Here is a 23,654-nt window from a genome sequence, read left to right as displayed (position 1 = left end):
GTCGGACGCCTTTCATGCGGCGTTTCCTACGGTGTTTCATGCGGCGGCCGTCAGGAAGGGCGCCCGAAACCGCCGCGCAGCAGCGCCCTGAGCGTCTCCGCGGCCGGAGCCGCCTCCTCCGCCCGGTACGCGACGGAGATCGTACGGCGCAGCCCCGCCGGATCCAGCCGCCGCACCCCGAGCGGGGTCACCGCCACCCTGGCCACCATCTCCGGGACCACGGCCACCCCGAGCCCCGCGCTCACCAGCGCGCACACCAGCACATAGCCCGGCGTCTCACAGCGCACCGCCACGCTCGCCCCCTCACCGGCGAGCACGGCCTCCACCTGGCGCCGGTTCGCGTTGTCGGGCGCGCTGCTCACCAGCGGCTGACCCGCCAGCTCGGCGCGCGGCAGCCGTCCCGCACCCGCCGACAGCGCGTGCCCCGGCGCCGTCACCAGCACCAGCTCCTCCGTCATCAGCGGCTCCAGCGCCACCCCGGCGGGCGGGTCGACGACGGGCCCCGGCTCGTAGGTGTGCGTCAGCGCGAGGTCCGTCTCGCCGCGCGCCACGGCGGCGACCCCGTGCGGAGGCTCGTACTCCGCGACGACCAGCTCCACATCCGGATGGGCGCGGCGGAAGGCGCTCAGCACCGGGGGCAGCAACTGGGTGCCCGCCGTCATGAACGTGCCGACGCGCAGTCTGCCGCCCGAGAGGCCGCCCAGGGAGGCCAGCTCGTGCCGGGCCCGCTCCAGCTCGTCCAGCACCCGCCGCGCCCTGGCCACCAGCAGCTCTCCGGCCGCCGTCAGGCGCGTGCCCCTGTGGTGGCGCACCAGCAGGGCCGCTCCCGCCTCCCGCTCCAGCTTCGCCAACTGCTGGGACAGGGCGGGCGGCGTATAGCCGAGCCGTTCGGCGGCCCGTGTGATCGAGCCCGCCTCTGCGACGGCCACCAGCGCGGCCAGCCGCGTCGGGTCGTACATCCCGCACCGCCCTTCACGGGTCTCAGCCAGGCTGTGCTTCAAGCATTAAGCAATGCTTTACGCAGACCCTCAAGATACCCAATACCCACGAAAGGCTCTCCTGGTCCAGGCTGGGGGCATGGACGGACAACTGCTCGCCTTCACCGGCGTCGCCGCTGGCATGGTCGCCATGCCGGGCGCCGACTTCGCCGTGGTCGTACGCAACGCGCTCGACTCGCGCCGCTCCGGGGTCGCCACGGCCGTCGGCGTGGCGGGCGGGCTCCTCATCCACACCGCGCTCGCCGTCGCCGGACTCGCCGCCGTGCTGGTCGCCGTCCCCGGGCTCTTCCGCGCCGTGCAGCTCGCGGGCGGCGGCTATCTCCTCTACCTCGGCGCCCGCGCCCTCGCCGGGGTCGTACGGGTCTGGCACGCAGGGGGTGCCGGAGGCGCCGAGGAGGTCACCGAGGCCGGGGCGGCAGCGCCCGAGCGGGCGGTGCGCGGGCTGCGGCAGGGGTTCCTCACCAACGCGCTCAACCCCAAGGCGCCCGTCCTCTTCCTCGCCCTCCTCCCGCAGTTCGTGCCCGACGGCGTACCGGCCCTGCCCCGGACCGCGCTGCTGGCCGCGATGGTCGTGGTGATGGCGCTCATCTGGTTCCCGGCCGTGGCGCTGCTCGTCGACCGCCTCGGGGTGTGGCTGCGCCGCCCGCGCACGGCACGGATTCTCGAAGCACTCACCGGGGCGCTGCTGCTGGGGCTCGGCTGCGCGCTGCTGGTGGAGTCGCTGGTCGGCTGAGGGCCGTCGACGGAGGGGGCTCGGCCGAGGGTTACCGCTCGTCGTCCGTACCGCGTGGTGCGTCGGCCTGGCCGAACGCGCCGCGCCGCCGCAGCAGCCAGGGCAGCCCCAGCCAGGTGACCCCGCACACGAGCAGCGCCCCGGCCCCGATGGCCACCCCCGCGCCGCGCCCCAGCACCACGTCCGCCACCAGCAGCACAGCGCCCGTCAGCGCCAGCGCGAGCACCGCGAGTCCGGCGGCTGCCAGCCGTGAGGAGACGTCCACGATCTTCCGCTTGGCCCCGCGCCGGAACAGCGCTCTGTGCAGCGCCGCCGGTGCGGTGAAGAGCACGGCGGCGAGCACGGCCAGCAGCAGCGTGGCCATGTAGGTGCCGCGCTGCACCGCGTCCAGGCCGGGGAAACGCGGCGTGAACGCGAGGGTCAGCAGGAAGGCGAAGAGGATCTGCACCCCGGTCTGGATGACGCGCAGCTCCTGCAACAGCTCGGAGAAATTGCGATCATCGCGCTCAAGAGGCGTCTCGTTCCGGTCATTCATGGTTACGCAGGTTGCCCGGTTCCTACGCCTCAGTCACGTGTTCCCGTCAGTCGTTCCCGCGCGCCGCCGCTACGGGCTGTGCCCGCTCGGGGGAGTGGTGCCCGGGGGCAGCGTGACGAGGGAGGCGCGGCGTTCCCCGTCCAGGACGCGCAGCGCGCGGGCGAGGGTGGGCGCGTGCACCTCGTTCTCGCCGCGCTCGTGCATCAGGGTCAGCGCGTCCCGCAGCGCGGTGGCCCTGCCGACGAGCGCCTGAGCGGCCCGCAGCCCTCGGTAGGTGTCCTGCCCGCGTGCCGGGTTGATCCGGCCGAGGAGGTCGAGCACCTCCAGATACCGGTCGACGAACTCCCCCTCGGCGCGGGTGAGCGCGGGCAGCGGCGGAAGATCGGGGGTCGGCACCGTGCCTCACCCCGCGAGGCGGGGCGCGCCGGGCCGCTTGCGGCTCACGGTGACGCGGTCGATGAGCCCGTAGGCGACGGCCCCCTCCGCGTCGAGGATCTTGTCCCGCTCGATGTCGGCGTGGACCCGCTCGCGCGACTGGCCCGTGTGGCGTACGTACAGCTCCTCCAGCATGTCCCGGGTGCGCAGCATCTCCTTCGCGTGGATCTCCAGATCGTCCGCCTGGCCCCGCACGGGCTCGGCGAGGGACGGCTGGTGGATGAGCACGCGGGCGCCCGGCAGTGCCATGCGCCTGCCCGGCGTCCCGGCCGCGAGCAGCACCGAGGCGGCGGAGGCAGCCTGGCCCAGGCAGACCGTCTCCACCTCGCAGGTCACGAAGGCCATCGTGTCGTAGATGGCGGTCATGGCGGTGAAGGAGCCGCCGGGGGAGTTGATGTAGAGCGAGAGCGGCTGTTCGGGCGCGGCGTGTTCGAGGTGGATGAGCTGCGCCATCACGTCGTTGGCCGAGGTGTCGTCGATCTGGGTGCCGAGGAAGATGATCCGCTCGTCGAGGAGCTTGGAGTAGGGGTCCATGGAGCGGGTCCCCGAGCTGGTGCGCTCGGTGAACTCCGGCAGGACGTAACGGGCGGCCGGCTCGTACAGCATCTCTCCACCACTCCCACTGCTGTCTCTTGTTGTCTCTGTCAAAAATGTACAGGACGTACATGACGTTATGCTGGGGAGCATGGCTTACGAGATTCCGGTGACGCAAGCCCGTGCCGAGCTTGCCGATCTGATCAACCGTGTCGTGTACGGCGGCGAGCGCGTGGTCGTCACGCGCCACGGGAAGCCCCTGGTGGCGCTCGTCTCCGCCGCTGACCTGGAGCGACTTGAGGGCGCGAGCGGTCCGGCCGACGACGAGGTGATCAGCACGGTGTCCTCCGTGCGGCAGCTCCCGTCCGCTGCGGGCGAACGCCGCCGCTTCGGGATCGCCGCGGAGTACCGCGACCACGCGCCGGGCGACCGCCGTCCAGAGCGGGACGGCTGAGCGCGCCGCCGCCGTATACGAGCCGCGTATACGAAGGGCGCGGCACGGCACCGGGGCGACGCACGTGCGGCGGTACGGTGCCGGGCACGGCCATCGGGTTCCGCGTCCCCGGTGCCGGGTGCCGGGTGCCGGGTTCCGGTTGCGGGTTTCCGGCGCCAACTGTCAGTGCCCGGGCCTACCTTGTCCGCGTGACATTCGAAGAGCTACGTGAGCGACTGACCCGCTTCCGCGACGAGGCGGTTGAGCGAGAGATCCCGGCCGAAGAGGTCGATCGGTGGATCGGCATGGTGCGGCCCTGCGCGGTCCTGTCGGAGCGCGAGGACGGCCCCGTCGCGGCCAGGTTCGGCGGCCCCGCGCTGCTGCCTGCCGGTACCCCGCACCCTCCGTTCCCGTACGTCGCCTCCGTCGACCTCGCGGCGCTGCCGCCGGGCTCGACGGACCTGCCCCTGCCGTCGGACGGCAACCTGCTCCTCTTCGCCTGGCCGCGTGACAGGGGCGATCTCACCAGCCACGGCGCTGCCGTGCACGTCCCCGCGGGGACGCCCGTGGAGGAGCGGGACGCGTACGCCTGGGATCCGGACGGCGTCCCGGAAGAGCGGGAGATAGCCGACGCCTTCCCGCGGGGCGAGTTGCGGGTGCGGACCGAGCCGTCGCTGCCGTACCACTACGCGGTCGAACTGCCCGACGGCGATCTGGAACCGCTGCCCGGTTTCCCCAACGCCGAGGAACTGGCCGACGAGTGGGAGATGGCCTGCCGCTATCTCGATCTCCGGGGCCCCCTGCACATAGGCGGGTACGCCGACGAGGAGATGGTGGACCTCGACCCGCTGGAGGGTCTGGTGAGCTGCGCCGTTGAGCAGGCGGCGCAGGGCGGATGGGGCGGCGGGGAACCGGTGTCGGAGAACGTCGGGGACTGGGTGCTGCTCGCGAGCTGGAGCCCCGACCTCGGGAATGTGGAGGCCGGGTCCAGCGTCCACTGGGCGATCCAGCGCAAGGATCTGGAAGCGGGGCGCTTCGAGCGCACGTTCACCGACGTGTACTGGAACCCCTGAGCTGGCAGGCTCGCGCCGCGTGCCACGCGAGGCACGCGGCGCGAGCCTGCCGGGCCCGCCCTCCCGCTGCCCGTGCGAGTGGGCGGGCCCGGCCGCTCAGCCGGCGGCCATCGGCTCGCGCGCCCTCTCGGGCCGCTCCGCCACGGGAGCCCGGCCGCGCAGCCCGCCGATGGTCACCAGGGTGAGCCCGGCGACGGCCCAGACCGTCAGCACCAGCACGGGGGTGTCCGCGCCGTGCCCGTCGAAGAAGGACACCGACCTGAGCAGCGTGCCGCCCGCGCCAGGGGGCAGCCACTGGCCGATCGCGCCCACGGGCCCCGGCAGCATCTCGGGCGCCGAGGTGACCCCGGAGAACGGGTTGCCCAGCAGCACCGAGAGCAGCGCCCCGACGCCGATGCCCGCGTTGCCCAGCACCGCCGCGAGCCCGGCCACGCTCGCGCTCACGGCGAGCGCCGTCAGGCCGATGGCGCCCGCCTGCCCCCACCAGTCGCCCGTCAGCACGCCGAGCCAGCTCCCCGCGAGGGCGCCCGCCACCACGCCGGTGAGCGCCGCGGCGCCCAGCAGCGCGAACACGGCGCGGCTGCCGCGCAGTCCGAACGCGGTGACCAGCGCGCCGGCGGCCACTCCGCCGATCGCCAGCGGGAGCACGCTGGAGCTGAGCGCCGCGCCCCGCGGGTCATCCTCGGGCGCCGCGACCACGTCCGTCGCCACCGGGCCCGCCTGGCCCGGGTCCGCCGCGCTCCCGCCCTGGCGCGCCGCCGCCTGCTGCGCGACGGCCTGCTCCAGCAGTTGGGCGACGACGGGGCTCGCCGCGCTCGCGGTCAGCGCGTGCGGCCCCTTCGGGGTGACGACGACGGCGCCGTAGATCTCGCGCTTCTCGATGGCGGTGCGGGCGGAGGCCGCGTCGTCGTAGCGGTGGATCTCGAAGGCGCCGTCGCGCTTCTCCAGTTGCTGCTGGACCGGTGCGGCGGCGGCCGAAGGCCCGGCGACCCCGATCGGCAGGTCGCGGGGTGCGGTGCGCGCCGCGGGCCAGGCGAAGGCCCACAGTGCGAGGGCGACGATCACCGGCACCAGGACCAGCACGGCGAGGAGGCCGCGCGCGGACGACGGCGCGCTTCGTGTCCCGGACGGCGCGGGCGGGGTGGACGGAGCGGATGGCGCGGTGTACGGCGGAGACGACGGAGAAGGCACAGTGAGCCCCCGGTTCACAGAGAAGGATCGTTCGTTTTTCGTGGGGCCACGGTCCCGCCGTCGTGCTTCCTTGTCAAGAATGAACGTTCGTTTTACGCTCTGGTCATGGCCCGCGTATCCCAGGAACACCTCGAAGCGCGCCGCCGTCAGATCCTCGACGGCGCCCGTCGCTGCTTCACCCGCAACGGCTTCCACGCCACCTCCATGCAGGACGTGTTCCGGGAGGCGGACCTGTCGGCGGGGGCCGTGTACCGGTACTTCCGCAGCAAGGACGAGATCGTCGCGGCCATCGCGGCCGAGGCGCTGGAGACGGTCCGGGGCTCCTACGCGTCCGCCGTCGCCGTCGATCCGCCGCCCACCCCGGACGAACTGTTCGGCGCGGTACTGGGCCACCTGCGGAAGGCGCTGGGGGAGTCGGGCGACGACGGTCGTGAGCTGCCGCAACTGCTCGTCCAGGTGTGGGGCGAGACCCTCCGCAATCCGCAGCTCGCGCAGGCGCTGACGGAGGGGTACGAGGGACTGCGCGCGGAGTGGGTGAAGCTCGTCGAGGAGTACCAGCGGCTCGGGTGGGTGGACCCGGACGCCAATGCCGACTTCCTCTCCCGCGCGCTGATCGGGACGGTCCAGGGCTACTTCGTCCAGCAGGCACTCTTCGGCGGCGTACGGCCCGACGAGTTCCAGGAGGGGCTGCGCGCGCTGGTGCGCATGTCGGTGCCGCGCGTCGACGACGATGCGCGTTAACGAGGGGGAAACGTCGCAGAACCGCGCCGAAACGCCGCGGAACTAATGTGCGGGCCCCTGGCGGGCACGCGTGAAACGCATGTGTGATACATCTACTTCGTGAGTGCGTCGCCGTTGGTGACCGCGCGTCCCGCGCCGACGCGACGAGTGTGAAGTGGGAGACCATGCATCTGACTCCGCATGAGCAGGAGCGCCTGCTCATCCATGTCGCCGCGGACGTGGCGGCCAAGCGCCGAGAGCGCGGCGTACGGCTCAACCACCCCGAGGCGGTCGCGCTGATCACCTCGCACGTGCTGGAGGGCGCCCGCGACGGGCGCGGCGTCGCCGAGCTGATGGAGTCCGGGCGCACCGTGCTCACCAGAGACGAGGTCATGGAGGGCGTGCCCGAGATGATCCACGACGTACAGGTCGAGGCCACCTTCCCGGACGGCACCAAGCTGGTCACCGTCCACGAACCCATCGCCTGACCCGCACTCGTGACTGGAGCGTGCCCCCGATGATCCCCGGAGAGATCCTGTACGCCGACGAGCCCGTACGCCTGAACGAGGGCGCGGACGTCACCAGGCTCACCGTTCTCAACGCCGCCGACCGGCCCGTCCAGGTCGGCTCCCACTACCACTTCGCCGAGGCCAACCCCGGCCTCGACTTCGACCGCGCCGCCGCCCGCGGCAAGCGGCTCGCCGTGGCCGCCGGAACCGCCGTCCGCTTCGAGCCCGGTATCCCGGTCGAGGTCGCCCTCGTCCCCCTCCGCGGCAAGCGCGTCGTCGCCGGACTCCGCGGCCAGATCGCAGGAGCCCTGGATGACTGAGCTGTCCCGTCCCGCCTACGCCGACCTGTTCGGCCCCACCACGGGGGACCGCGTACGGCTCGCCGACACCGACCTCGTCGTCGAGATCGAGCGCGACCTGTCAGGCGGCCCCGGACACGCGGGCGACGAGGCCGTGTTCGGCGGCGGCAAGGTCATCCGCGAGTCCATGGGCCAGGCCCGCACCACACGGGCCGAAGGCACGCCCGACACGGTGATCACCGGCGCGCTCGTCCTCGACCACTGGGGCATCGTCAAGGCCGACGTCGGCCTGCGCGACGGGCGCATCACGGCGCTGGGCAAGGCCGGTAACCCGGACACCATGGACGGGGTGCACCCCGATCTGGTCATCGGCCCAGAGACCGAGATCATCGCGGGCAACGGCAAGATACTCACCGCCGGCGCCATCGACGCGCACGTCCACTTCATCTCCCCGACGACCGTCGAGCAGGGCCTGGCCACCGGCGTCACCACGCTGGTCGGCGGCGGCACGGGACCGGCCGAGGGAAGCAAGGCGACCACGGTCACCCCTGGCCCCTGGCACCTGGAGCGGATGTTCGCCGCGCTGGAGGGCTACCCCGTCAACATCGGGCTGCTCGGCAAGGGCAACACCATGTCGCGCGAGGCGATGCACAGTCAGCTCCGGGGCGGCGCCGTCGGGTTCAAGATCCATGAGGACTGGGGCGCGACCCCGGCCGTCATCGACGCCTGCCTCGGCGTCTGCGCGGAGAGCGGGGCGCAGCTCGCCATCCACACGGACACCCTCAACGAGGCGGGCTTCGTCGAGGACACCCTCGCCGCCATCGCGGGACGCGGCATCCACGCGTACCACACGGAGGGTGCGGGAGGCGGGCACGCGCCGGACATCATCACGGTCGTCTCGCAGCCGCACGTGCTGCCCTCCTCGACCAATCCGACGAGGCCGCACACCGTCAACACGATCGAGGAACACCTCGACATGCTGATGGTCTGTCACCACCTCAACCCCGCCGTGCCCGAGGACCTCGCCTTCGCCGAGTCCCGCATCCGGCCCTCCACCATCGCCGCCGAGGACGTCCTGCACGACCTGGGCGCCATCTCGATCATCTCCTCGGACTCGCAGGCCATGGGCCGCATCGGCGAGGTCGTGATGCGCACCTGGCAGACCGCGCACGCGATGAAGAAGCGCCGCGGCGCGCTCCCAGGGGACGGCCGCGCGGACAACCTCAGGGCGCGGCGCTACGTCGCCAAGTACACGATCAACCCGGCCGTGGCGCAGGGCATGGACGACGAGGTGGGCTCCGTCGAGGCGGGCAAGCTCGCCGACCTCGTGCTGTGGGACCCCAAGTTCTTCGGGGTGAAGCCCCAGCTCGTCATCAAGGGCGGCCAGATCGCCTGGGCGCAGATGGGCGACGCCAACGCCTCCATACCCACGCCCCAGCCCATCCTGCCCCGCCCCATGTTCGGCTCCACCGGCAGCGCCCCGCAGGCGAACTCCCTCAACTTCGTCACCGGCACGGCACTGGAGGACGGGCTGCCGGAGCGCCTCGGCCTCGGCAAGCGGTTCGCCGCGATCCGCGACACCCGCCCGGTGACCAAGGCCGACATGCGCGAGAACGACGCCCTCCCGGACGTCAAGGTCGATCCCGATACCTTCACCGTCACCATCGACGGCGAGAGCGTGGCACCGGCCCCGGTCGCCGAACTGCCCATGGCCCAGCGGTACTTCCTCTTCTGATGGGACACGGGACACTTCAGACGGCGCCTGTTGCGCCTGTCGCGCCCGGAAGGGCCGAGCGGTGAGCGCCGCCGCACTGCTCGTCCTCGCCGACGGCCGCTTCCCCGCCGGGGGGCACGCGCACTCCGGCGGCGCGGAAGCCGCCGTCAAGGCGGGCCGCATCACCGGCGCCGCCGACCTCGGCACCTTCTGCCGGGGGCGGCTGCACACCTCCGGGCTCGTCGCGGCGGCCCTCGCCGCCGCGTCCTGCGCGGGTGTGCTCGACCCGCTGACGCTCGACGAGGCTGCCGACGCGCGCACGCCCTCCCCGGCGCTTCGCGCCACCGCGCGCAAGCTCGGCCGCCAGATGACGCGTGCTGCCCGCGCCGCCTGGCCCAGCCCCGAGCTGGAAGCCCTCGCGGCGGCCCGCCCGCGCGGCGCCCACCAGCCCGTCGTGCTCGGCCTCGCCGCGCGGGCCGCGGGGCTGCGGCCCCTGGACGCGGCGTACGCCGCCGCGTACGAGAGCGTCTCGGGGCCCGCCACGGCGGCCGTGCGCCTCCTCAGCCTCGACCCGTTCGACGCGACGGGCGTACTGGCCCGGCTCGCGCCCGAGCTGGACGAGGTGGCCGGGCAAGCGGCGGCGACGGCCCGCACCGATGACACGGACACCCTCCCCGCCGCCTCCGCGCCCCTGCTCGACATCGCGGCCGAAGACCACGCGACCTGGCACATGCGCCTGTTCGCCTCCTGAGAGCGGGCGGCGGCCCGGCGCGCCCCGTCCCGACCCTGCGGCACCCGGCCCGGCCCGGTCTGCCCGCCCCGCTCACCGAACCGACCCTCCCGACCCGCACCACACCGGAGGACCCCATGCACCTCGACCACACCACGGACTTCCCCGAACGGCACACCCACAGCGCCGCGCCCACCCGCGCCGACGGCAGCCGCCGCGCGCTGCGCATCGGCCTGGGCGGGCCCGTCGGCTCCGGCAAGACCGCCACCGTCGCGGCGCTGTGCCGCACGCTGCGCGAGCGGTACTCCCTCGCGGTCGTCACCAACGACATCTACACCCGCGAGGACGCCGAGTACCTGCTGCGCGAGGCCGTGCTGCCGCCCGAGCGCATCACGGCGGTCGAGACCGGCGCCTGCCCGCACACCGCGATCCGCGACGACATCTCCGCCAACCTCGAAGCGGTCGAGGACCTGGAGGAGGCCACGGGCCCCCTCGACCTCATCCTCGTCGAGTCCGGCGGCGACAACCTGACCGCCACCTTCTCCAAGGGCCTCGTCGACGCCCAGATCTTCGTCATCGACGTCGCGGGCGGCGACGACATACCCCGCAAGGGCGGCCCCGGCGTCTCCACGGCCGACCTCCTCGTCGTCAACAAGACCGACCTCGCCCCCTACGTCGGCTCCGACCTGGAGGGCATGGCCCGCGACGCCAAGGCGCAGCGCGGCGAACTGCCCGTCGCCTTCACCTCGCTGACCTCGGAGAACGGGGTCGGGCCCGTCGCCGACTGGGTACGCGAGAGGCTCGCCGCCTGGTCGCAGGCCCCCGTCCCGGCATGAGCGTCCCGCAGGCCGAGGCGCAGGCCCGGGTCCCCGTGCGCCGGACCGGGCCGACGGGCGGGCCGGTCCCGGTACCAGGTGCCGGCGCTTCCGGTGCCGCCGGTGCCGGTGCCGCCGGTGCCGGTGTGCGGGCCACCGCGCGGATCACCGCCGAGCCCGACGGGCGCGGCGGCACCCGGCTGCCGCTGCTCAGCGGCGAGGGCCCCCTCGCGCCCCGCCGCACCCGCGCGGCCGGGCCCGAGGCCCGCGTCACCCTCGTCGGCGCCATGAGCGCGCCCCTCGGCGGCGACCGGCTCGCCATCGAGGCCCGCGTGGCGGACGGGGCACGGCTGCGCTTCGACGGGAGCGCGGCCACCATCGCGCTCCCCGGCAGGGGCGGCGAGCAGGCCACGTACGACACCCGGCTGAGCGTCGGCGAGGGGGCGTGCGCGCACTGGCTGCCCGAGCCGCTGATCTCGGCGGCCGGGAGCGACCTGCGCCAGACCCTCCGCGTCGACCTCGCCCGCACGGCGCGCCTCGTGTTGCGCGACGAGCAGGTACTGGGCCGCAGCAACGAGGAGCCCGGACGGCTCGTCACCCGCCTCACCGTTCACCGGAACGGCCGAGTGCTGCTCGACCAGCAGCTCTCCTACGGCCCCGGCATCCCCGGCTGGGACAGCGCGGCCGTCCTCGGCGGCAACCGGGCCGTGGGCCAGCTCCTCGTCGTCGACCCGGACTTCGAGGACGACCCGCCCGAGGCCCGCGTCCTGGGCCCCGGCGCCGCCGTCACCCCGCTGGCCGGTCCCGCGCTCCTGGTGACGGCCCTCGCACCGGACGCGCTGCGGGTGCGGCGGCTCTTGGAGAGTGCGGGCACCGTCACTTCTTGGTAAAGAACATCTGTACGCACTGTCCCGCGCTGCCCCTGAGGCGGAAGGATCCGTCCAACAGCCATGTGATCACGCAGTGATCGCCGTTCACCGCCGCCACCAGCGGCGTCAGCCCCAGGGGGGACACACCGTGAACAGACGGAAAGCAGCGGCCGGGGTCGCCGGGACCCTCGCGGTCGGGGCGCTCCTCGCGGGCGCCGTGGCCGCGCCGTCGGCCTTCGCCGGTACGACGGGGACGGCCGGGACGGCCGCCGAGGGCGCCGCGAGCGCGCGGGACCAGGCGCGGCACGCCGGCGGCGCGGCCGAGGCCAAGGGCGTCGCGAAGGCCGCCGCACGCGCGGCGAAGAAGGGCGTCGACTGGAAGGACTGCCCCGCCGACTGGGGCCTGGCGAAGCCCATCCAGTGCGGCTACGTCACCGTGCCGGTCGACTACGCCAAGCCCGACGGCAAGACGATCGACATCGCCGTCGACCGCGCCCGCAGCACGGGCGGCAAGGACGAGCGGCAGGGCTCCCTCGTCTACAACCCGGGCGGACCCGGCGGTTCCGGCATGCGGTTCCCCGCACGAATAACCAGCAAGAACCCGCTGTGGACCAAGACGGCCAAGGCGTACGACTTCGTCGGCTTCGACCCGCGCGGCGTCGGCCACTCGGCCCCCATCTCCTGCATGGATCCGCAGGAGTTCGTGAAGGCGCCGAAGATGGACCCCGTCCCCGACGACGAGGCCGACAAGCGCGCGCAGCGCAAGCTGGCCCGCGAGTACGCGGAGGGCTGCGCCGAGCGCAGCGGTGATCTGCTGCCGCACATGACGACGCCGAACACGGCCCGCGACCTGGACGTCATCCGCGCGGCGCTGGGCGACAAGAAGCTCAACTACCTCGGTGTCTCCTACGGCACCTACCTGGGCGCCGTCTACGGCACCCTCTTCCCCGACCACGTCCGCCGCATGGTCGTGGACAGCGTGGTCAACCCCTCCCGCGAGAAGATCTGGTACGAGGCCAACCTCGACCAGGACGTCGCCTTCGAGACGCGCTGGCAGGACTGGACGAAGTGGGTCGCCCAGCACGATGACGTCTACGGCATCGGCGACACCCCCGCGAAGGTCCAGCGGCAGTGGGAGAAGCTGCGCGCGACGGCCAAGAAGCAGCCCGTCGGCGGCGTCGTCGGCCCGGCCGAGCTGACCGGCTTCTTCCAGAACGCGCCGTACTACGACCAGATGTGGGCCGAGGTAGCCTCCGTGTGGTCCGCCTACCTCAAGGGCGACGAGCAGGCACTCGTCGACGCGGCGGGCCCCGACATGTCCGACACCGAGGGCAACAAGTCCTCGGAGAACGGCAACGCCGTCTACACGGCCGTCGAGTGCACCGACGCCAAGTGGCCCACCAGTTGGCGCAAGTGGGACCGGGACAACTCCCGGCTGCACGAGAAGTACCCCTTCCTCACCTGGTCCAACGCGTGGATGAACCTGCCGTGCGCCACCTGGCCGGAGAAGCAGCAGACGCCGGTCGAGGTCGGCACGGGCAAGGGACTGCCGCCCGTCCTCATCGCGCAGGCCACGCGTGACGCGGCGACGCCGTACGCGGGCGGGGTCGAGCTGCACAAGCGGTTCAAGGGCTCGCGCCTGATCACCGAGCGCGACGCGGGCTCGCACGGCATCACCAACGTCGAGAACGCCTGCATCAACGAGCGGGTCGACGCCTACCTCCTCAAGGGCACCGTCGACGCGCAGGACGTGACCTGCGCCCCGCACGCCACGCCCGAGCCGGAGAAGGCGAGCGCGAAGAAGGCGGGCACGGCCGCGGCGGCGAAGGCCGCCGAGCTGCCCGGCGCCGCCGCGCGCCCGTAGCGCGGGAGCTGGTGCGATGGACGCGTCGGTGTGACGGGCGCGTCAGCGTGACGGAAGAGTTGGCGTGACGGAGGGGCGGCCGGAGAATCCGGCCGCCCCTCTCGCGTGTGCGCTCACGGTGCCGGTGGCGTCCTCGGGCCCGTGGGGCCCGTGGGGCCCGTGGGGAAGGCCGCAGCGAAGGCCGCCCGTACCGGGGACGGTTCGTGGCGGTCCAGCACGGCGAAGACGACGTGCCCGAACGCGCCCCCCAGCCGCCCCTCGCCGAGCAGATGCGCGGCGAAGGCGCCCGCTACGTCAGCGGGGCGGTTCTGGAACACGCCGCAGCCCCAGGCGCCCAGCACCAGCCGCCGGTAGCCCTCGGCCGCCGCCGTCTCGAGCACCCGCCCGGCGCGCCGGACCAGTGCGGCGAGCACCTCGGCCGCACGCTCGGGCGTCTGCCGCGCGATGACACCGGCGTTGGGGGCAGGGGACGTGAGGAAGCCCGCCTCGAACGGCTCGTCCAGCAGCCTCCCCGCGTCGTCGCGGAACACGGGCACGCCGGGGGAGTGGATGACGCGGTCGGTGTAGAAGGGGTCGCGTTCCGCGCGGTGCGCCGCGTAGTAGTCGGGGGCCGTGAGGAGACAGGTGTGGAGCGCGGAGGCGCGGCACAGCGCCTCCTCCTGCGCCTGCGCACCGTTGAGATAGCCGCCGCCGGGGTTGCGCGCCGAGGCGAAGTTGAGCACGGCCACGGGCCCCTCGCCCAGGGGCGGCGCGTCCGACGGGGCCCGCTCCGGTGCCTGCCCGTGCGTCCCCGTGACGAGCCGCCGTGCCGCCTCGAAGCTGCTCTCCGCCGTCACCTCGAACACCGCGTGCCGCGACGGCTCCGGCAGCCCGAGCCCGTTCTCCGGGAGGGGCACGGGCTCCGGACCGTAGAGCCGGGTTCCCGCACGCGCGCGCCCGACCGCCTCCGCGAGCCGCACCTCGTGGCCGCCCGGCGCCGTGTAGCGCCCGGCGGCGACGATGGCCTCGGTCTCCTTGGCGATCCCCCGCAGCCGCGCGCTCATCGCAGTCCCCTCGTCATACGCGCACGCTACGGTGCCGAAGGGCGCGCCGGACAACGCTTTTCGTCCTGCGGCCGCCCGTGGTCACGGGTGCGGTCAGCTCGCCTTGCGCCGACGCGTCGGCCCCGTACCCCGGCCGAGGCCCTTCTCCCGGTCCCGCTCCTTCTCGCGCTCCTTCTCCAGCTCGCGTTCCTTCGCCTGCTGGGCCTTGGCGTCGGGCGCGTACAGGTCCACGTACTCCTGGCCCGACAGCCGAAGGATCTCGGTCATGATCTCGTCGGTGACCGCGCGCAGCGCCGTGCGTTCCTCGTCCATGCCCTCGTAGCGCGAGAAGTCCAGCGGCTTCCCGAACCGGATCGTCACCCGCCCGAGACGCGGGAACCGCCGCCCGGGCGGCTGGAGTTCGAAGGTGCCGACCATGGCGCAGGGGATCACGGGAACCCCCGCCTTGAGCGCCATCGCCGCGACGCCCACCCGCCCCTTGTAGAGCCGCCCGTCGTGCGAGCGGGTGCCCTCCGGGTAGATGCCCAGGAGTTCGTCCTTGCGCAGCACGCCCAGCCCTTCCTTGATGGCTGCCTGCCCGGCGCCCTTGCCCGAGCGGTCCACGGGGATCTGGCCGATGCTGCGGAAGAACGTGGCGGTGAGCCTGCCCTTGATGCCAGGGCCCGTGAAGTACTCGGACTTCGCGAGGAAGGTGATGCGGCGCCGGAGCATGGCGGGCATCAGGAAGTGGTCGGAGAAGGACAGATGGTTCCCGGCGACGATGGCGGCGCCCTCCTCCGGGATGTGCTCAAGTCCTTCGATGCGGGGACGGAAACACAGCCGCAGAAGCGGTCCCAGGACGACGTACTTCAGCAGGTAATAGAACACGGGGAGCTCCTCGCTCTACTGTCTCGGCTCCGGGGCCGCGTCGTACCAGGTCATTGGGCGTCTCCGGGGACGCAGTGTATGTGCAAGCACCGGCCCGTGTAACCGTTCACGATCGGCGGCGGCCCTTCGCCGTACCCGCGAGCCGTGTTCCTCGGCCGACCGCTCTCACACCCGACGGGGGCACGGCACGACCGTGATGCCAACCGTGGCAATAGGGGTGCATACGGGGTGTCAGCCGCCTTTCCCCGCCATCCCGTGAGAAGTTGCCGCGTGCCGGCACATGAGTCCGAGGCCGCGCGTGCACCCCCCCGTGCCCGAGGGAGCGCACAGGAAGCGGGAAGCGGGAAGCAGGAAGGGAGCCGCCGAGTGTCCGTGGAGGACCAGCCTCCGGCGCGCGGGGAGGCGCCGCCGCCCTCCCGGCTGGACGAGGCCGACGACTCGCTGCTGGCCGTGCGCGCGGGCGAGGGGGACGAGGAGGCGTTCGAGGTGCTCGTCAGACGCCATGCCCCGGTGCTCGTCCAGATGGCGCACCGTCTGCTGGGTGGCAAGGGGGACGCGGAGGACGCCGTTCAGGAGGCGTTCGTGAACGCCTGGCGCAGGCTGCCGGAGTTCCGTGGCGATGCCGCGTTCCGGACGTGGATGTACCGGATCGTCACCAACAAGTGCCTCAGCGCGCTGCGTTCGCACCGTCCCAGCGCCCCGCTGGACGCGGTCGCCGAACCGGTGGCCCCCGACCACGCGTCCTCGCCCACGCGGGCGGCCGAGGGCGCCGCCGCGGTCGAGGAACTGGCCCGTGCGCTGGGGGAGCTGACCCCGCGGACCCGCGCGTGCTGGGTGCTGAGGGAGCTGCACGGACTGTCGTACGCGGACATCGCGGAGGCCGTCGGCGTCAGCCCGCAGTCCGTAAGAGGCCGGATCTTCCGGGCACGCCGCTATCTGACGGAGGCGATGGGCGCATGGCGATGAACGCGAACCCGGGCGGTCCTGACGACGAGGGGCCCTGGGGTGAGGGCGAAGGTGACGGCGCCGAAGAGGTGCTGGCCTGCGGACGTCCCCTCAGCAGCGTCTGGGCGGAGTGGGACGCCGAGGAGGGCGGGGACGGCGGGGCTGCGGCGGACCCCTCCGCTCCGGCGGAGGCACCGCACCCGCGCGACTGCCCCTACTGCCAGGCGGCCCGCGAACGGCTGCTGCTCCTGAACGGCTATGTGAGCAGGCTGCGAACGGCGGACGCGGAGGAGGAGGCGCGGGGCACGGACGTCGCCGCCTCGGTGACCGCGCGGGTGATGGACATGGTGCGCGCGGAACTGCGCCCAGGGCGCACCCTCCCGCTGGGGACGGACGAGGAGGACGTCTGGATGATCGAGACCGTCGCGGCCAGGACCTTCCGGAGCGCCGCCGAGGCGCTGCCCGGCGTCCGCGCGGGCAGTTGCCGCGTCGAACCCTGGTCCCCGACGGGAGAGGCCGAGGCAGGGGAGGCCGGGCCCCGACGCGGCCCGGTCCGGGTCAGGCTGGAGGTCGCAGCCGCCTTCTCCTGGACGGTGCCCGAGCTGGCGGAGGCCGTGCGCGCACGCGTCCTCGGCGCGGCGGACGAGGAGCTGGGCATGGACGTCAGCGCGGTGGACGTACGCGTCGTGGACCTCTACGACTACGACGCACCCACCGACCCCGACCCCGACCCCGACCCCGACCCCGATCCCGGAGCCGCGACGCGTGAGGGAGGCGAGCGCTGATGGCGGGCGACGTACCGGCCGCCGCCGGTTCAGGGGAGCGCGGCGACGCGGAGGTGGCGCAGGCCGCGGCACGTGCGGCGAACGCGGTTCCGGGCGTGGCCTATCTGCGCCCCGGCTTCGCGGAGCTGCTGCGCGGCGGCCGGAGCACCCTGGCCCCGCGCGGCGCCCTCGGCGACCGCGGAGCGCCAGGCGTCAAGGCGCACCGGCAGGGCGACGGAAGCTGGCGGGTGCGGGTGCATCTCGCGGTGCGCCGCGGTCACCGCGCGGTGGACGTGGCACGCGCGGTGCGCACGGCCGTGGAGGCGGCGGTGCGCGAGACGGCGGGCACGGGGACGGGCACGGACACGGGCGCCGTCCCGGCTGTGGCGGTCAGCGTCAGCGTCACTGTCACCGACACCGCCTGCCCGCCGCCCGCCGCCCGCCGCCCGCCGCCCGCCGCCCGCCGCCCGCCGCCGAAGACACCCGGACGCACCACACACCGAAAAGGTTGAGCGCCCCACGAGGTTCAGCCAACAGCGATCTGCGCGCTCTTTGCCCGGACTTGGGCGTGCTGAGAGCGGTCATCACCGAAAATGGGGGCCGCTCTTCTCCGGTCTCGTCCCCTTTGAGGTAATTGGTGTGCTGATACGCCTGCTCCGTTCTCATCTCATCCCGTACAAACGCCCCATCGTTCTGCTCGTCCTGCTCCAGCTCGTCCAGACGTCGGCGATGCTCTATCTGCCCACCCTCAACGCCGACATCATCGACAACGGTGTCGTCCTCGGGGACACGGGCTACATCCTCCGCTTCGGCGGCCTCATGCTCGCGGTCTCCGTCGTCCAGGTCGTCTGCAACATCGGCGCCGTCTTCTACGGCGCCCGCACCGCCGCGGCGCTCGGCAGGGACATCCGCGCGGGCATCTTCGACCGGGTGCAGTCCTTCTCCTCGCGCGAGGTCGGGCACTTCGGCGCCCCCTCTCTCATCACCCGCACGACCAACGACGTCCAGCAGGTCCAGATGCTGACCCTGATGGCGTTCACGCTCGTGGTCGCGGCGCCCATCATGTGCTTTGGCGGCATCTTCATGGCCCTCGGCCTGGACGTGCCGCTCTCCTCCGTGCTGCTGGCCGTGGTGCCGGTGCTCGGGGTGGCGGTCATGATGATCGTGCGCCGGATGCGCCCGCTGTTCCGCACCATGCAGGAGCGCCTCGACGGGGTGAACCGCGTGCTGCGCGAGCAGATCACCGGCATCCGCGTCATCCGCGCCTTCGTCAAGGACGACTACGAGCAGCGCCGCTTCCACGAGGGCAACACAGCCCTGACCGACGTCCAGATACGCACCGGCCGGCTGATGGCGCTGATGTTCCCCACGGTCATGACGGTCGTGAACGTCTCCGGCGTCGCCGTCGTCTGGTTCGGCGCGCACCGCATCGACAGCGGCGGCATGGAGATCGGCGCGCTGACCGCGTTCCTGGCCTATCTGATGCAGATCGTCATGTCCGTGATGATGGCCACCTTCATGTTCATGATGATGCCCCGCGCCGAGGTCTGCGCCGAGCGGATCGAGGAGGTACTGGGCACCGCGTCGAGCGTGGTCCCGCCCTCCGCGCCCGTACGCACCCTGCGCAGGCACGGCCAACTGGAGCTGCGCGGCGCCGGGTTCCGCTACCCGGGCGCCGAAGCACCCGTACTCCAGGGCATCGATCTGCTGGCCCGCCCCGGCGAGACGACGGCGGTGATCGGTTCGACGGGCAGCGGCAAGTCGACGCTGCTCGGGCTCGTACCGCGCCTGTTCGACGCCACCGAGGGCAGCGTGCTCGTCGACGGCGAGGACGTGCGCGAGCTGGACCCCGAGCTGCTGGCCGGCACGGTGGGCCTGGTGCCCCAGCGCCCCTACCTGTTCTCGGGGACCGTCGCGTCGAACCTGCGCTACGGGCGGCCCGACGCCACCGACGAGGAGCTGTGGCACGCGCTGGAGGTGGCGCAGGCCCGCGAGTTCGTCGCGAGCATGGAGGGCGGTCTCGACGCGCCCATCGCGCAGGGCGGCAGCAATGTGTCGGGCGGCCAGCGCCAGCGCCTGGCCATCGCGCGGGTGCTGGTGCACCGGCCCGAGATCTACCTCTTCGACGACTCCTTCTCCGCGCTCGACTACGCGACGGACGCCGCGCTGCGCACCGCGCTGGCCAGGGAGACCGCCGAGGCGACCGTCCTCATCGTCGCCCAGCGGGTGGCGACGATACGCGAAGCCGACCGCATCCTCGTCCTGGACGAGGGCCGGGTGGCGGGCGAGGGCAGGCACCACGAACTGATGGCTTCGAGCGAGACCTACCGGGAGATCGTGCTCTCCCAGCTCACCGAGCAGGAGGCGGCATGAGTGGCCCGGCGCGCATGATGGGCGGCGGGCCCGTCCAGCGCTCGATGGACTTCAAGGGCTCGGGCAAGCGGCTGCTGCGGCAGTTCCGGCCCGAGCGCGCGGCGCTGTGGGGGATGCTGCTGGCCGGGGTGGCCAGCGTCGGGCTGAGCGTGCTCGGCCCGAAGATCCTCGGCCGTGCCACCGACCTGATCTTCTCGGGCTTCGTCGGCCGCTCGATGCCCGGGGGCGTGAGCCGCGAACAAGTGCTGGAGGGGATGCGCGCGAAGGGCGAGGGCGATGTCGCCGACATGCTCTCCGGGATGGACTTCACTCCGGGCAAGGGCATCGACTTCACGGCCGTCGGCACCGTGCTGCTGACCGCGCTCGCCGCCTTCGCGGTGGCGGGTGTGCTGATGCTGATCTCCACCCGGCTGTCCGTACGGGCCATCAACGGCACCGTCTTCCGGCTGCGCGAACAGATCGAGGAGAAGCTGTCCCGGCTGCCGCTGTCGTACTTCGACAAGCAGACCAGGGGCGAGGTGCTGAGCCGGGTCACCAACGACATCGACAACCTCGGCCAGACGCTCCAGCAGACCATGGGTCAGCTCGTCAACTCGGCGCTGACGATCGTGGGCGTGCTGGTGATGATGCTGTGGATCTCGCCGCTGCTGGCCCTCGTGGCGCTGCTGACGGTGCCGCTGTCGGTCCTGGTGGCCACCCGCGTCGGCAAGCGCGCGCAGCCCCAGTTCGTGCAGCAGTGGAAGTCCACGGGGAAGCTGAACGCGCACATCGAGGAGATGTACACGGGCCACGCGCTGGTGAAGGTCTTCGGGCGCCAGAAGGAGTCGGCCGCCGCGTTCCGCGAGCAGAACGAGGCGCTGTACCGGGCGGGCTTCAAGGCCCAGTTCATCAGCGGGATCATGCAGCCCGCCATGATGTTCGTCGGCAACCTCAACTACGTGCTCGTCGCCGTCGTCGGCGGACTCCGCGTCGCCTCCGGAGCCCTGTCGATCGGGGACGTGCAGGCGTTCGTGCAGTATTCGCGCCAGTTCAGCCAGCCGCTGACCCAGGTCGCCTCCATGGCCAACCTCGTCCAGTCCGGGGTGGCCTCGGCCGAGCGGGTCTTCGAACTGCTCGACGCCGAGGAGCAGTCGCCCGAGCCGTCGGAGAAGCTGGCGGCACGCCCGGAGCGGCTCGACGGGCGCGTCGCGCTGGAACACGTCTCCTTCCGCTACGACCCCGAACGCCCCCTCATCGAGGACCTGTCGCTGTCCGTCGATCCAGGCCAGACGGTGGCCATCGTCGGCCCGACGGGAGCGGGCAAGACCACGCTGGTCAACCTGCTGCTGCGGTTCTACGAGGTGCGGGGCGGACGCATCCTGCTGGACGGCACGGACGTCGCGGCCATGAACCGCGAGGAACTGCGCTCCGGGATCGGGATGGTGCTCCAGGACACCTGGCTCTTCCACGGGACGATCGCGGAGAACATCGCCTACGGGAAGCAGGACGCCACCCGCGAGCAGGTGGAGGAGGCCGCGCGCACGGCGCACGCCGACCGGTTCATCCGCACCCTGCCCGACGGCTACGACACGGTGCTGGACGACGAGGGCACCGGAGTCAGCGCGGGCGAGAAGCAGCTCATCACCATCGCGCGTGCCTTCCTCGCCGACCCCGTGATCCTGGTGCTCGACGAGGCGACCAGCTCCGTCGACACCCGTACGGAGGTGCTGATCCAGCGGGCGATGGCACAACTGGCGCACGGCCGTACCAGCTTCGTCATCGCCCACCGGCTGTCCACGATCCGCGACGCCGACGTGATCCTGGTGATGGAGGACGGGTCCATCGTGGAACAGGGCACGCACACCGAGCTGCTGGAAGCGGGCGGTGCCTACGCGCGGCTCTACAAGGCGCAGTTCGCCGAGGCGGTCTCGGAGATCGACTGAGACGCCGCGGGGGCGGTGGCGGGGGCGGGTCCCGACGGGGCCCGCCCCTCCGTCCCGCCCGGCGCGGTCAGCGTACGGGCGCGAGCCCCAGTTCGCCGTCGCCGAGCGGGGCGAAGTGGCGCTCCACCTCCGCCTCGCTCACCTCGTCGAGCCGCGCGGGCGCCCAGCGCGGCGCCCGGTCCTTGTCGATGACCTGGGCGCGGACGCCCTCCAGGAAGTCGGGGTCGCGCAGCGCGGCGCACGAGACCCGGTACTCCTGGTCGAGCACCTCCTCCAGCGTCCCCGCCTCCCGGGCCCTGCGCAGCGCGGCCAGGGTGACCTTGAGCGCCGTGGGCGACTTGGACTCGACGCGCTCGGCCGCCTCCTTGGCCTCCGTCGCGCCGTGGTCGCGCAGCCGCCGCAGGATCTCCTCGACGCTGTCGGCCGCGTAGCAGGAGTCGATCCACTCGCGCTGCTCCGCCAGCCCGGCGGCCGGGGCCGTCCCCGCGTGCAGGCGCAGCGCCTCCGTCACGTTCACCTCGGCGAGCGCCGAGGTGAACGCTCCGAGCCGGTCCGAGGGCACGAAGTGGTCGGCGAGCCCGCACAGCAGCGCGTCGCCCGCGCCGACGGGCCCAGCGGTGAGGGCGAGATGGGTGCCCAGCTCGCCGGGGGCGCGGGAGAGCAGCCAGGTGCCGCCGACGTCGGGCACGAAGCCGATCCCGGTCTCGGGCATCGCGACGGCCGAGCGCTCGGTGACCACCCGCACGTCACCGTGCGCCGACACGCCCACGCCGCCGCCCATGACGATGCCGTCCATGACGGCGACGTACGGCTTGGGGTAGTGGGCGATGCGCGCGTTGAGCCGGTACTCGTCGCGCCAGAAAGCGGCCGACGCCTCCCCTCCGCCGCCGCTCACGTCCGCGTGGATGCCGCGGATGTCGCCGCCCGCGCACAGCCCGCGCCCGCCCTCGCCGGTGAGGACGACGGCCTTCACACTCTCGTCGTGCTCCCACGCGGTGAGCGCCGCGTCGATACGGCGCACCATGGTGTGGTCGAGGGCGTTGAGGGCGCGGGGCCGGTTGAGCCTGATGCGGCCCGCGCGGCCGTCCCTGTGGCACAGCACGGGTGCGTCGGGCGCGTCGTCGGCGGGCACACCGGAAGCGGCGGGGGTCTCGCGGTTCACCGGGCGGCCCCGGACGGGTGGCGGCTGACGGTCAGGCGCATGTGCGCGTTCGTCCCTTCCGGCCCGGCAGACCAACGGTCCGCCCGGGCTGTCGTCTCGTCGTTGTCGTCACTCACGCGTCCATGCGCTTTCATGGGCGCGGCAGCCCGAACGCCTCCACGATGCGCTCGGCCGCCAGCGTCGCCGTCAGCGACCCCTCCCGCACCCGCTCCTCCAGCGCGGGCGCCAGCCTGCGCACCTCCGGGTGCTCCTGGAGGCGGCTCAGCAACTGGTCGCGCACCATCGCCCACGCCCAGTCCACCTGCTGGTCGCGCCGCTTGCGCGCGAGCTTCCCCGAGGAGTCCAGCACGCCCCGGTGCTGCTCCAGGCGCTCCCACACCGTGTCGAGCCCCGCGCTCTCCCTGGCGCTGCAACTGAGCACGGGTGGCGTCCAGGCCGCGTCGGCGGGCTGCATCAGCCGCAGCGCGCCCGCGAGTTCACGTGCCGCGGAGCGCGCGTCCCGCTCGTGGGGGCCGTCCGCCTTGTTCACGGCGATCACGTCCGCCAGTTCCAGGACGCCCTTCTTGATGCCCTGGAGCTGGTCGCCCGTACGTGCGAGGGTCAGCAGCAGGAAGGAGTCCACCATCTGCGCGACGGCCGTCTCGGACTGCCCGACGCCTACGGTCTCCACGAGCACCACGTCGTAGCCTGCGGCCTCCATGACGATCATGGTCTCGCGGGTCGCCTTCGCGACCCCGCCCAGCGTGCCCGAGGTGGGGGAGGCGCGTACGAAGGCGTCCGGGTCGGCCGCCAGCCGGTCCATCCTGGTCTTGTCGCCCAGGATGGAGCCGCCCGTGCGGCTGGACGACGGGTCGACGGCGAGCACGGCGACCCGGTGCCCGCGCCCGGTCAGCAGCGTGCCCAGCGCGTCGATGAACGTGGACTTGCCCACGCCGGGCACGCCGCTGATGCCCACCCGGCGCGCGGTGCCCGCGTGCGGCAGCAGCTCCGTCAGCAGCTGCTGGGCGAGGGCGCGGTGGTCGGCGCGGGTGGACTCGACGAGGGTGATGGCGCGCGCGACGTGCGCCCGCGAACCGGCGAGGACGCCCTCGGTGTAACGGTCGATGTCGATCGTCGGCGGCATGGC

The 23,654-nt window shown here is 73.0% G+C and carries 25 protein-coding genes; 16 read left to right on the top strand and 9 right to left on the bottom strand.

The genetic code is table 11. The features are described 5' to 3' along the window. Positions 1–50 precede the first annotated feature (50 nt). Entirely contained in the window at positions 51–959 is a 909-nt protein-coding gene (locus ACYVOO_RS25360; protein WP_453345932.1) for a LysR family transcriptional regulator, read from the bottom strand. Between the two features lie 118 nt (positions 960–1,077). Between ACYVOO_RS25360 and ACYVOO_RS25355 the strand changes: the two genes are divergently transcribed. Next, the gene (locus tag ACYVOO_RS25355) at positions 1,078–1,731 is read left to right on the top strand and encodes a LysE family translocator (RefSeq protein ID WP_461017992.1); all 654 of its coding nucleotides are present in this window, start codon (positions 1,078–1,080) and stop codon (positions 1,729–1,731) included. Positions 1,732–1,762: 31 nt separating this feature from the next. Here the strand turns inward: ACYVOO_RS25355 and ACYVOO_RS25350 are convergent, their stop codons facing one another. The 3 genes from ACYVOO_RS25350 to ACYVOO_RS25340 form a co-directional block, all read right to left on the bottom strand. Beyond that, positions 1,763–2,266: a DUF6328 family protein gene (locus ACYVOO_RS25350; RefSeq protein ID WP_461017991.1), complete on the bottom strand. Its 504-nt coding sequence runs from the start codon at positions 2,264–2,266 to the stop codon at positions 1,763–1,765. A 69-nt stretch (positions 2,267–2,335) separates the two neighbouring features. Continuing rightward, complete coding sequence (locus tag ACYVOO_RS25345; protein ID WP_461017990.1) at positions 2,336–2,662, bottom strand: hypothetical protein; 327 nt, start codon at positions 2,660–2,662, stop codon at positions 2,336–2,338. A gap of 6 nt (positions 2,663–2,668) precedes the next feature. Then, the gene (locus ACYVOO_RS25340) at positions 2,669–3,307 is read right to left on the bottom strand and encodes an ATP-dependent Clp protease proteolytic subunit (protein ID WP_461017989.1); all 639 of its coding nucleotides are present in this window, start codon (positions 3,305–3,307) and stop codon (positions 2,669–2,671) included. A 79-nt stretch (positions 3,308–3,386) separates the two neighbouring features. Here ACYVOO_RS25340 and ACYVOO_RS25335 point away from each other — a divergent pair, with 79 nt between their 5' ends. Together ACYVOO_RS25335 and ACYVOO_RS25330 are read left to right on the top strand one after the other, a co-directional pair. After that, positions 3,387–3,689 (top strand): type II toxin-antitoxin system Phd/YefM family antitoxin, encoded by a 303-nt coding sequence (locus ACYVOO_RS25335; RefSeq protein ID WP_461017988.1) that lies wholly within the window; start codon positions 3,387–3,389, stop codon positions 3,687–3,689. A gap of 188 nt (positions 3,690–3,877) precedes the next feature. Next, positions 3,878–4,741: a YwqG family protein gene (locus tag ACYVOO_RS25330; protein ID WP_461017987.1), complete on the top strand. Its 864-nt coding sequence runs from the start codon at positions 3,878–3,880 to the stop codon at positions 4,739–4,741. A gap of 96 nt (positions 4,742–4,837) precedes the next feature. Here ACYVOO_RS25330 and ACYVOO_RS25325 read toward each other — a convergent pair whose 3' ends face one another. Continuing rightward, on the bottom strand, positions 4,838–5,824 hold the full coding sequence (locus tag ACYVOO_RS25325) for an ABC transporter permease (protein WP_461017986.1): 987 nt from the start codon (positions 5,822–5,824) through the stop codon (positions 4,838–4,840). Positions 5,825–6,037: 213 nt separating this feature from the next. On the opposite strand from ACYVOO_RS25325, the gene ACYVOO_RS25320 reads away from it, so the two are divergent. The 8 genes from ACYVOO_RS25320 to ACYVOO_RS25285 all read left to right on the top strand — a co-directional run bounded on the left by ACYVOO_RS25320 (position 6,038) and on the right by ACYVOO_RS25285 (position 13,452). Next, the gene (locus tag ACYVOO_RS25320) at positions 6,038–6,673 is read left to right on the top strand and encodes a TetR/AcrR family transcriptional regulator (RefSeq protein WP_461017985.1); all 636 of its coding nucleotides are present in this window, start codon (positions 6,038–6,040) and stop codon (positions 6,671–6,673) included. Positions 6,674–6,837: 164 nt separating this feature from the next. Further along, on the top strand, positions 6,838–7,140 hold the full coding sequence (locus tag ACYVOO_RS25315; RefSeq protein ID WP_453345924.1) for an urease subunit gamma: 303 nt from the start codon (positions 6,838–6,840) through the stop codon (positions 7,138–7,140). Positions 7,141–7,169: 29 nt separating this feature from the next. Further along, positions 7,170–7,481 carry an urease subunit beta gene (locus ACYVOO_RS25310; RefSeq protein ID WP_453345923.1) on the top strand — a complete coding sequence of 104 codons (312 nt, stop codon included), beginning with the start codon at positions 7,170–7,172 and terminating at the stop codon, positions 7,479–7,481. Then, the gene (locus ACYVOO_RS25305; RefSeq protein ID WP_461017984.1) at positions 7,474–9,195 is read left to right on the top strand and encodes an urease subunit alpha; all 1,722 of its coding nucleotides are present in this window, start codon (positions 7,474–7,476) and stop codon (positions 9,193–9,195) included. Before ACYVOO_RS25310 ends, ACYVOO_RS25305 begins: the two co-directional genes overlap by 8 nt. Before the next feature lie 61 nt (positions 9,196–9,256). Continuing rightward, positions 9,257–9,925, top strand: coding sequence for an urease accessory protein UreF (locus tag ACYVOO_RS25300; RefSeq protein ID WP_461017983.1), 669 nt, complete (start codon positions 9,257–9,259; stop codon positions 9,923–9,925). Positions 9,926–10,041: 116 nt separating this feature from the next. Beyond that, positions 10,042–10,740, top strand: coding sequence for an urease accessory protein UreG (gene ureG, locus ACYVOO_RS25295; protein ID WP_461017982.1), 699 nt, complete (start codon positions 10,042–10,044; stop codon positions 10,738–10,740). Next, a complete protein-coding gene (locus ACYVOO_RS25290; RefSeq protein ID WP_461017981.1) occupies positions 10,737–11,609 on the top strand; it encodes an urease accessory protein UreD in 873 nt (290 codons plus the stop codon). Before ureG ends, ACYVOO_RS25290 begins: the two co-directional genes overlap by 4 nt. Positions 11,610–11,736: 127 nt before the next feature. Next, the gene (locus ACYVOO_RS25285; protein ID WP_461017980.1) at positions 11,737–13,452 is read left to right on the top strand and encodes an alpha/beta hydrolase; all 1,716 of its coding nucleotides are present in this window, start codon (positions 11,737–11,739) and stop codon (positions 13,450–13,452) included. Positions 13,453–13,565: 113 nt separating this feature from the next. Here the strand turns inward: ACYVOO_RS25285 and ACYVOO_RS25280 are convergent, their stop codons facing one another. Next, positions 13,566–14,495: a TIGR02452 family protein gene (locus ACYVOO_RS25280; RefSeq protein ID WP_461017979.1), complete on the bottom strand. Its 930-nt coding sequence runs from the start codon at positions 14,493–14,495 to the stop codon at positions 13,566–13,568. 93 nt (positions 14,496–14,588) lie between these two features. Then, the gene (locus ACYVOO_RS25275) at positions 14,589–15,362 is read right to left on the bottom strand and encodes a lysophospholipid acyltransferase family protein (RefSeq protein ID WP_461017978.1); all 774 of its coding nucleotides are present in this window, start codon (positions 15,360–15,362) and stop codon (positions 14,589–14,591) included. 372 nt (positions 15,363–15,734) lie between these two features. On the opposite strand from ACYVOO_RS25275, the gene ACYVOO_RS25270 reads away from it, so the two are divergent. The 5 genes from ACYVOO_RS25270 to ACYVOO_RS25250 all read left to right on the top strand — a co-directional run bounded on the left by ACYVOO_RS25270 (position 15,735) and on the right by ACYVOO_RS25250 (position 21,366). Next, positions 15,735–16,328, top strand: a complete 594-nt coding sequence (locus tag ACYVOO_RS25270) for an RNA polymerase sigma factor (RefSeq protein ID WP_461018119.1) — start codon at positions 15,735–15,737, stop codon at positions 16,326–16,328. Beyond that, a complete protein-coding gene (locus ACYVOO_RS25265) occupies positions 16,319–17,092 on the top strand; it encodes an Asp23/Gls24 family envelope stress response protein (protein WP_461017977.1) in 774 nt (257 codons plus the stop codon). The genes ACYVOO_RS25270 and ACYVOO_RS25265 overlap by 10 nt, the downstream gene beginning before the upstream one ends. Then, positions 17,092–17,583 carry a hypothetical protein gene (locus ACYVOO_RS25260; RefSeq protein WP_461017976.1) on the top strand — a complete coding sequence of 164 codons (492 nt, stop codon included), beginning with the start codon at positions 17,092–17,094 and terminating at the stop codon, positions 17,581–17,583. The genes ACYVOO_RS25265 and ACYVOO_RS25260 overlap by 1 nt, the downstream gene beginning before the upstream one ends. 127 nt (positions 17,584–17,710) lie before the next feature. Further along, positions 17,711–19,444, top strand: a complete 1,734-nt coding sequence (locus tag ACYVOO_RS25255) for an ABC transporter ATP-binding protein (protein ID WP_461017975.1) — start codon at positions 17,711–17,713, stop codon at positions 19,442–19,444. Beyond that, on the top strand, positions 19,441–21,366 hold the full coding sequence (locus ACYVOO_RS25250; RefSeq protein WP_461017974.1) for an ABC transporter ATP-binding protein: 1,926 nt from the start codon (positions 19,441–19,443) through the stop codon (positions 21,364–21,366). Before ACYVOO_RS25255 ends, ACYVOO_RS25250 begins: the two co-directional genes overlap by 4 nt. A 67-nt stretch (positions 21,367–21,433) precedes the next feature. Here the strand turns inward: ACYVOO_RS25250 and ACYVOO_RS25245 are convergent, their stop codons facing one another. After that, positions 21,434–22,528 (bottom strand): enoyl-CoA hydratase/isomerase family protein, encoded by a 1,095-nt coding sequence (locus ACYVOO_RS25245; RefSeq protein ID WP_461017973.1) that lies wholly within the window; start codon positions 22,526–22,528, stop codon positions 21,434–21,436. A gap of 130 nt (positions 22,529–22,658) precedes the next feature. Continuing rightward, positions 22,659–23,651 (bottom strand): methylmalonyl Co-A mutase-associated GTPase MeaB, encoded by a 993-nt coding sequence (meaB, locus tag ACYVOO_RS25240; RefSeq protein WP_461017972.1) that lies wholly within the window; start codon positions 23,649–23,651, stop codon positions 22,659–22,661. Positions 23,652–23,654 lie beyond the last annotated feature (3 nt).

The organism is Streptomyces daliensis (assembly GCF_054782395.1).
This window is presented reverse-complemented; position numbering and strand designations above follow the sequence as displayed.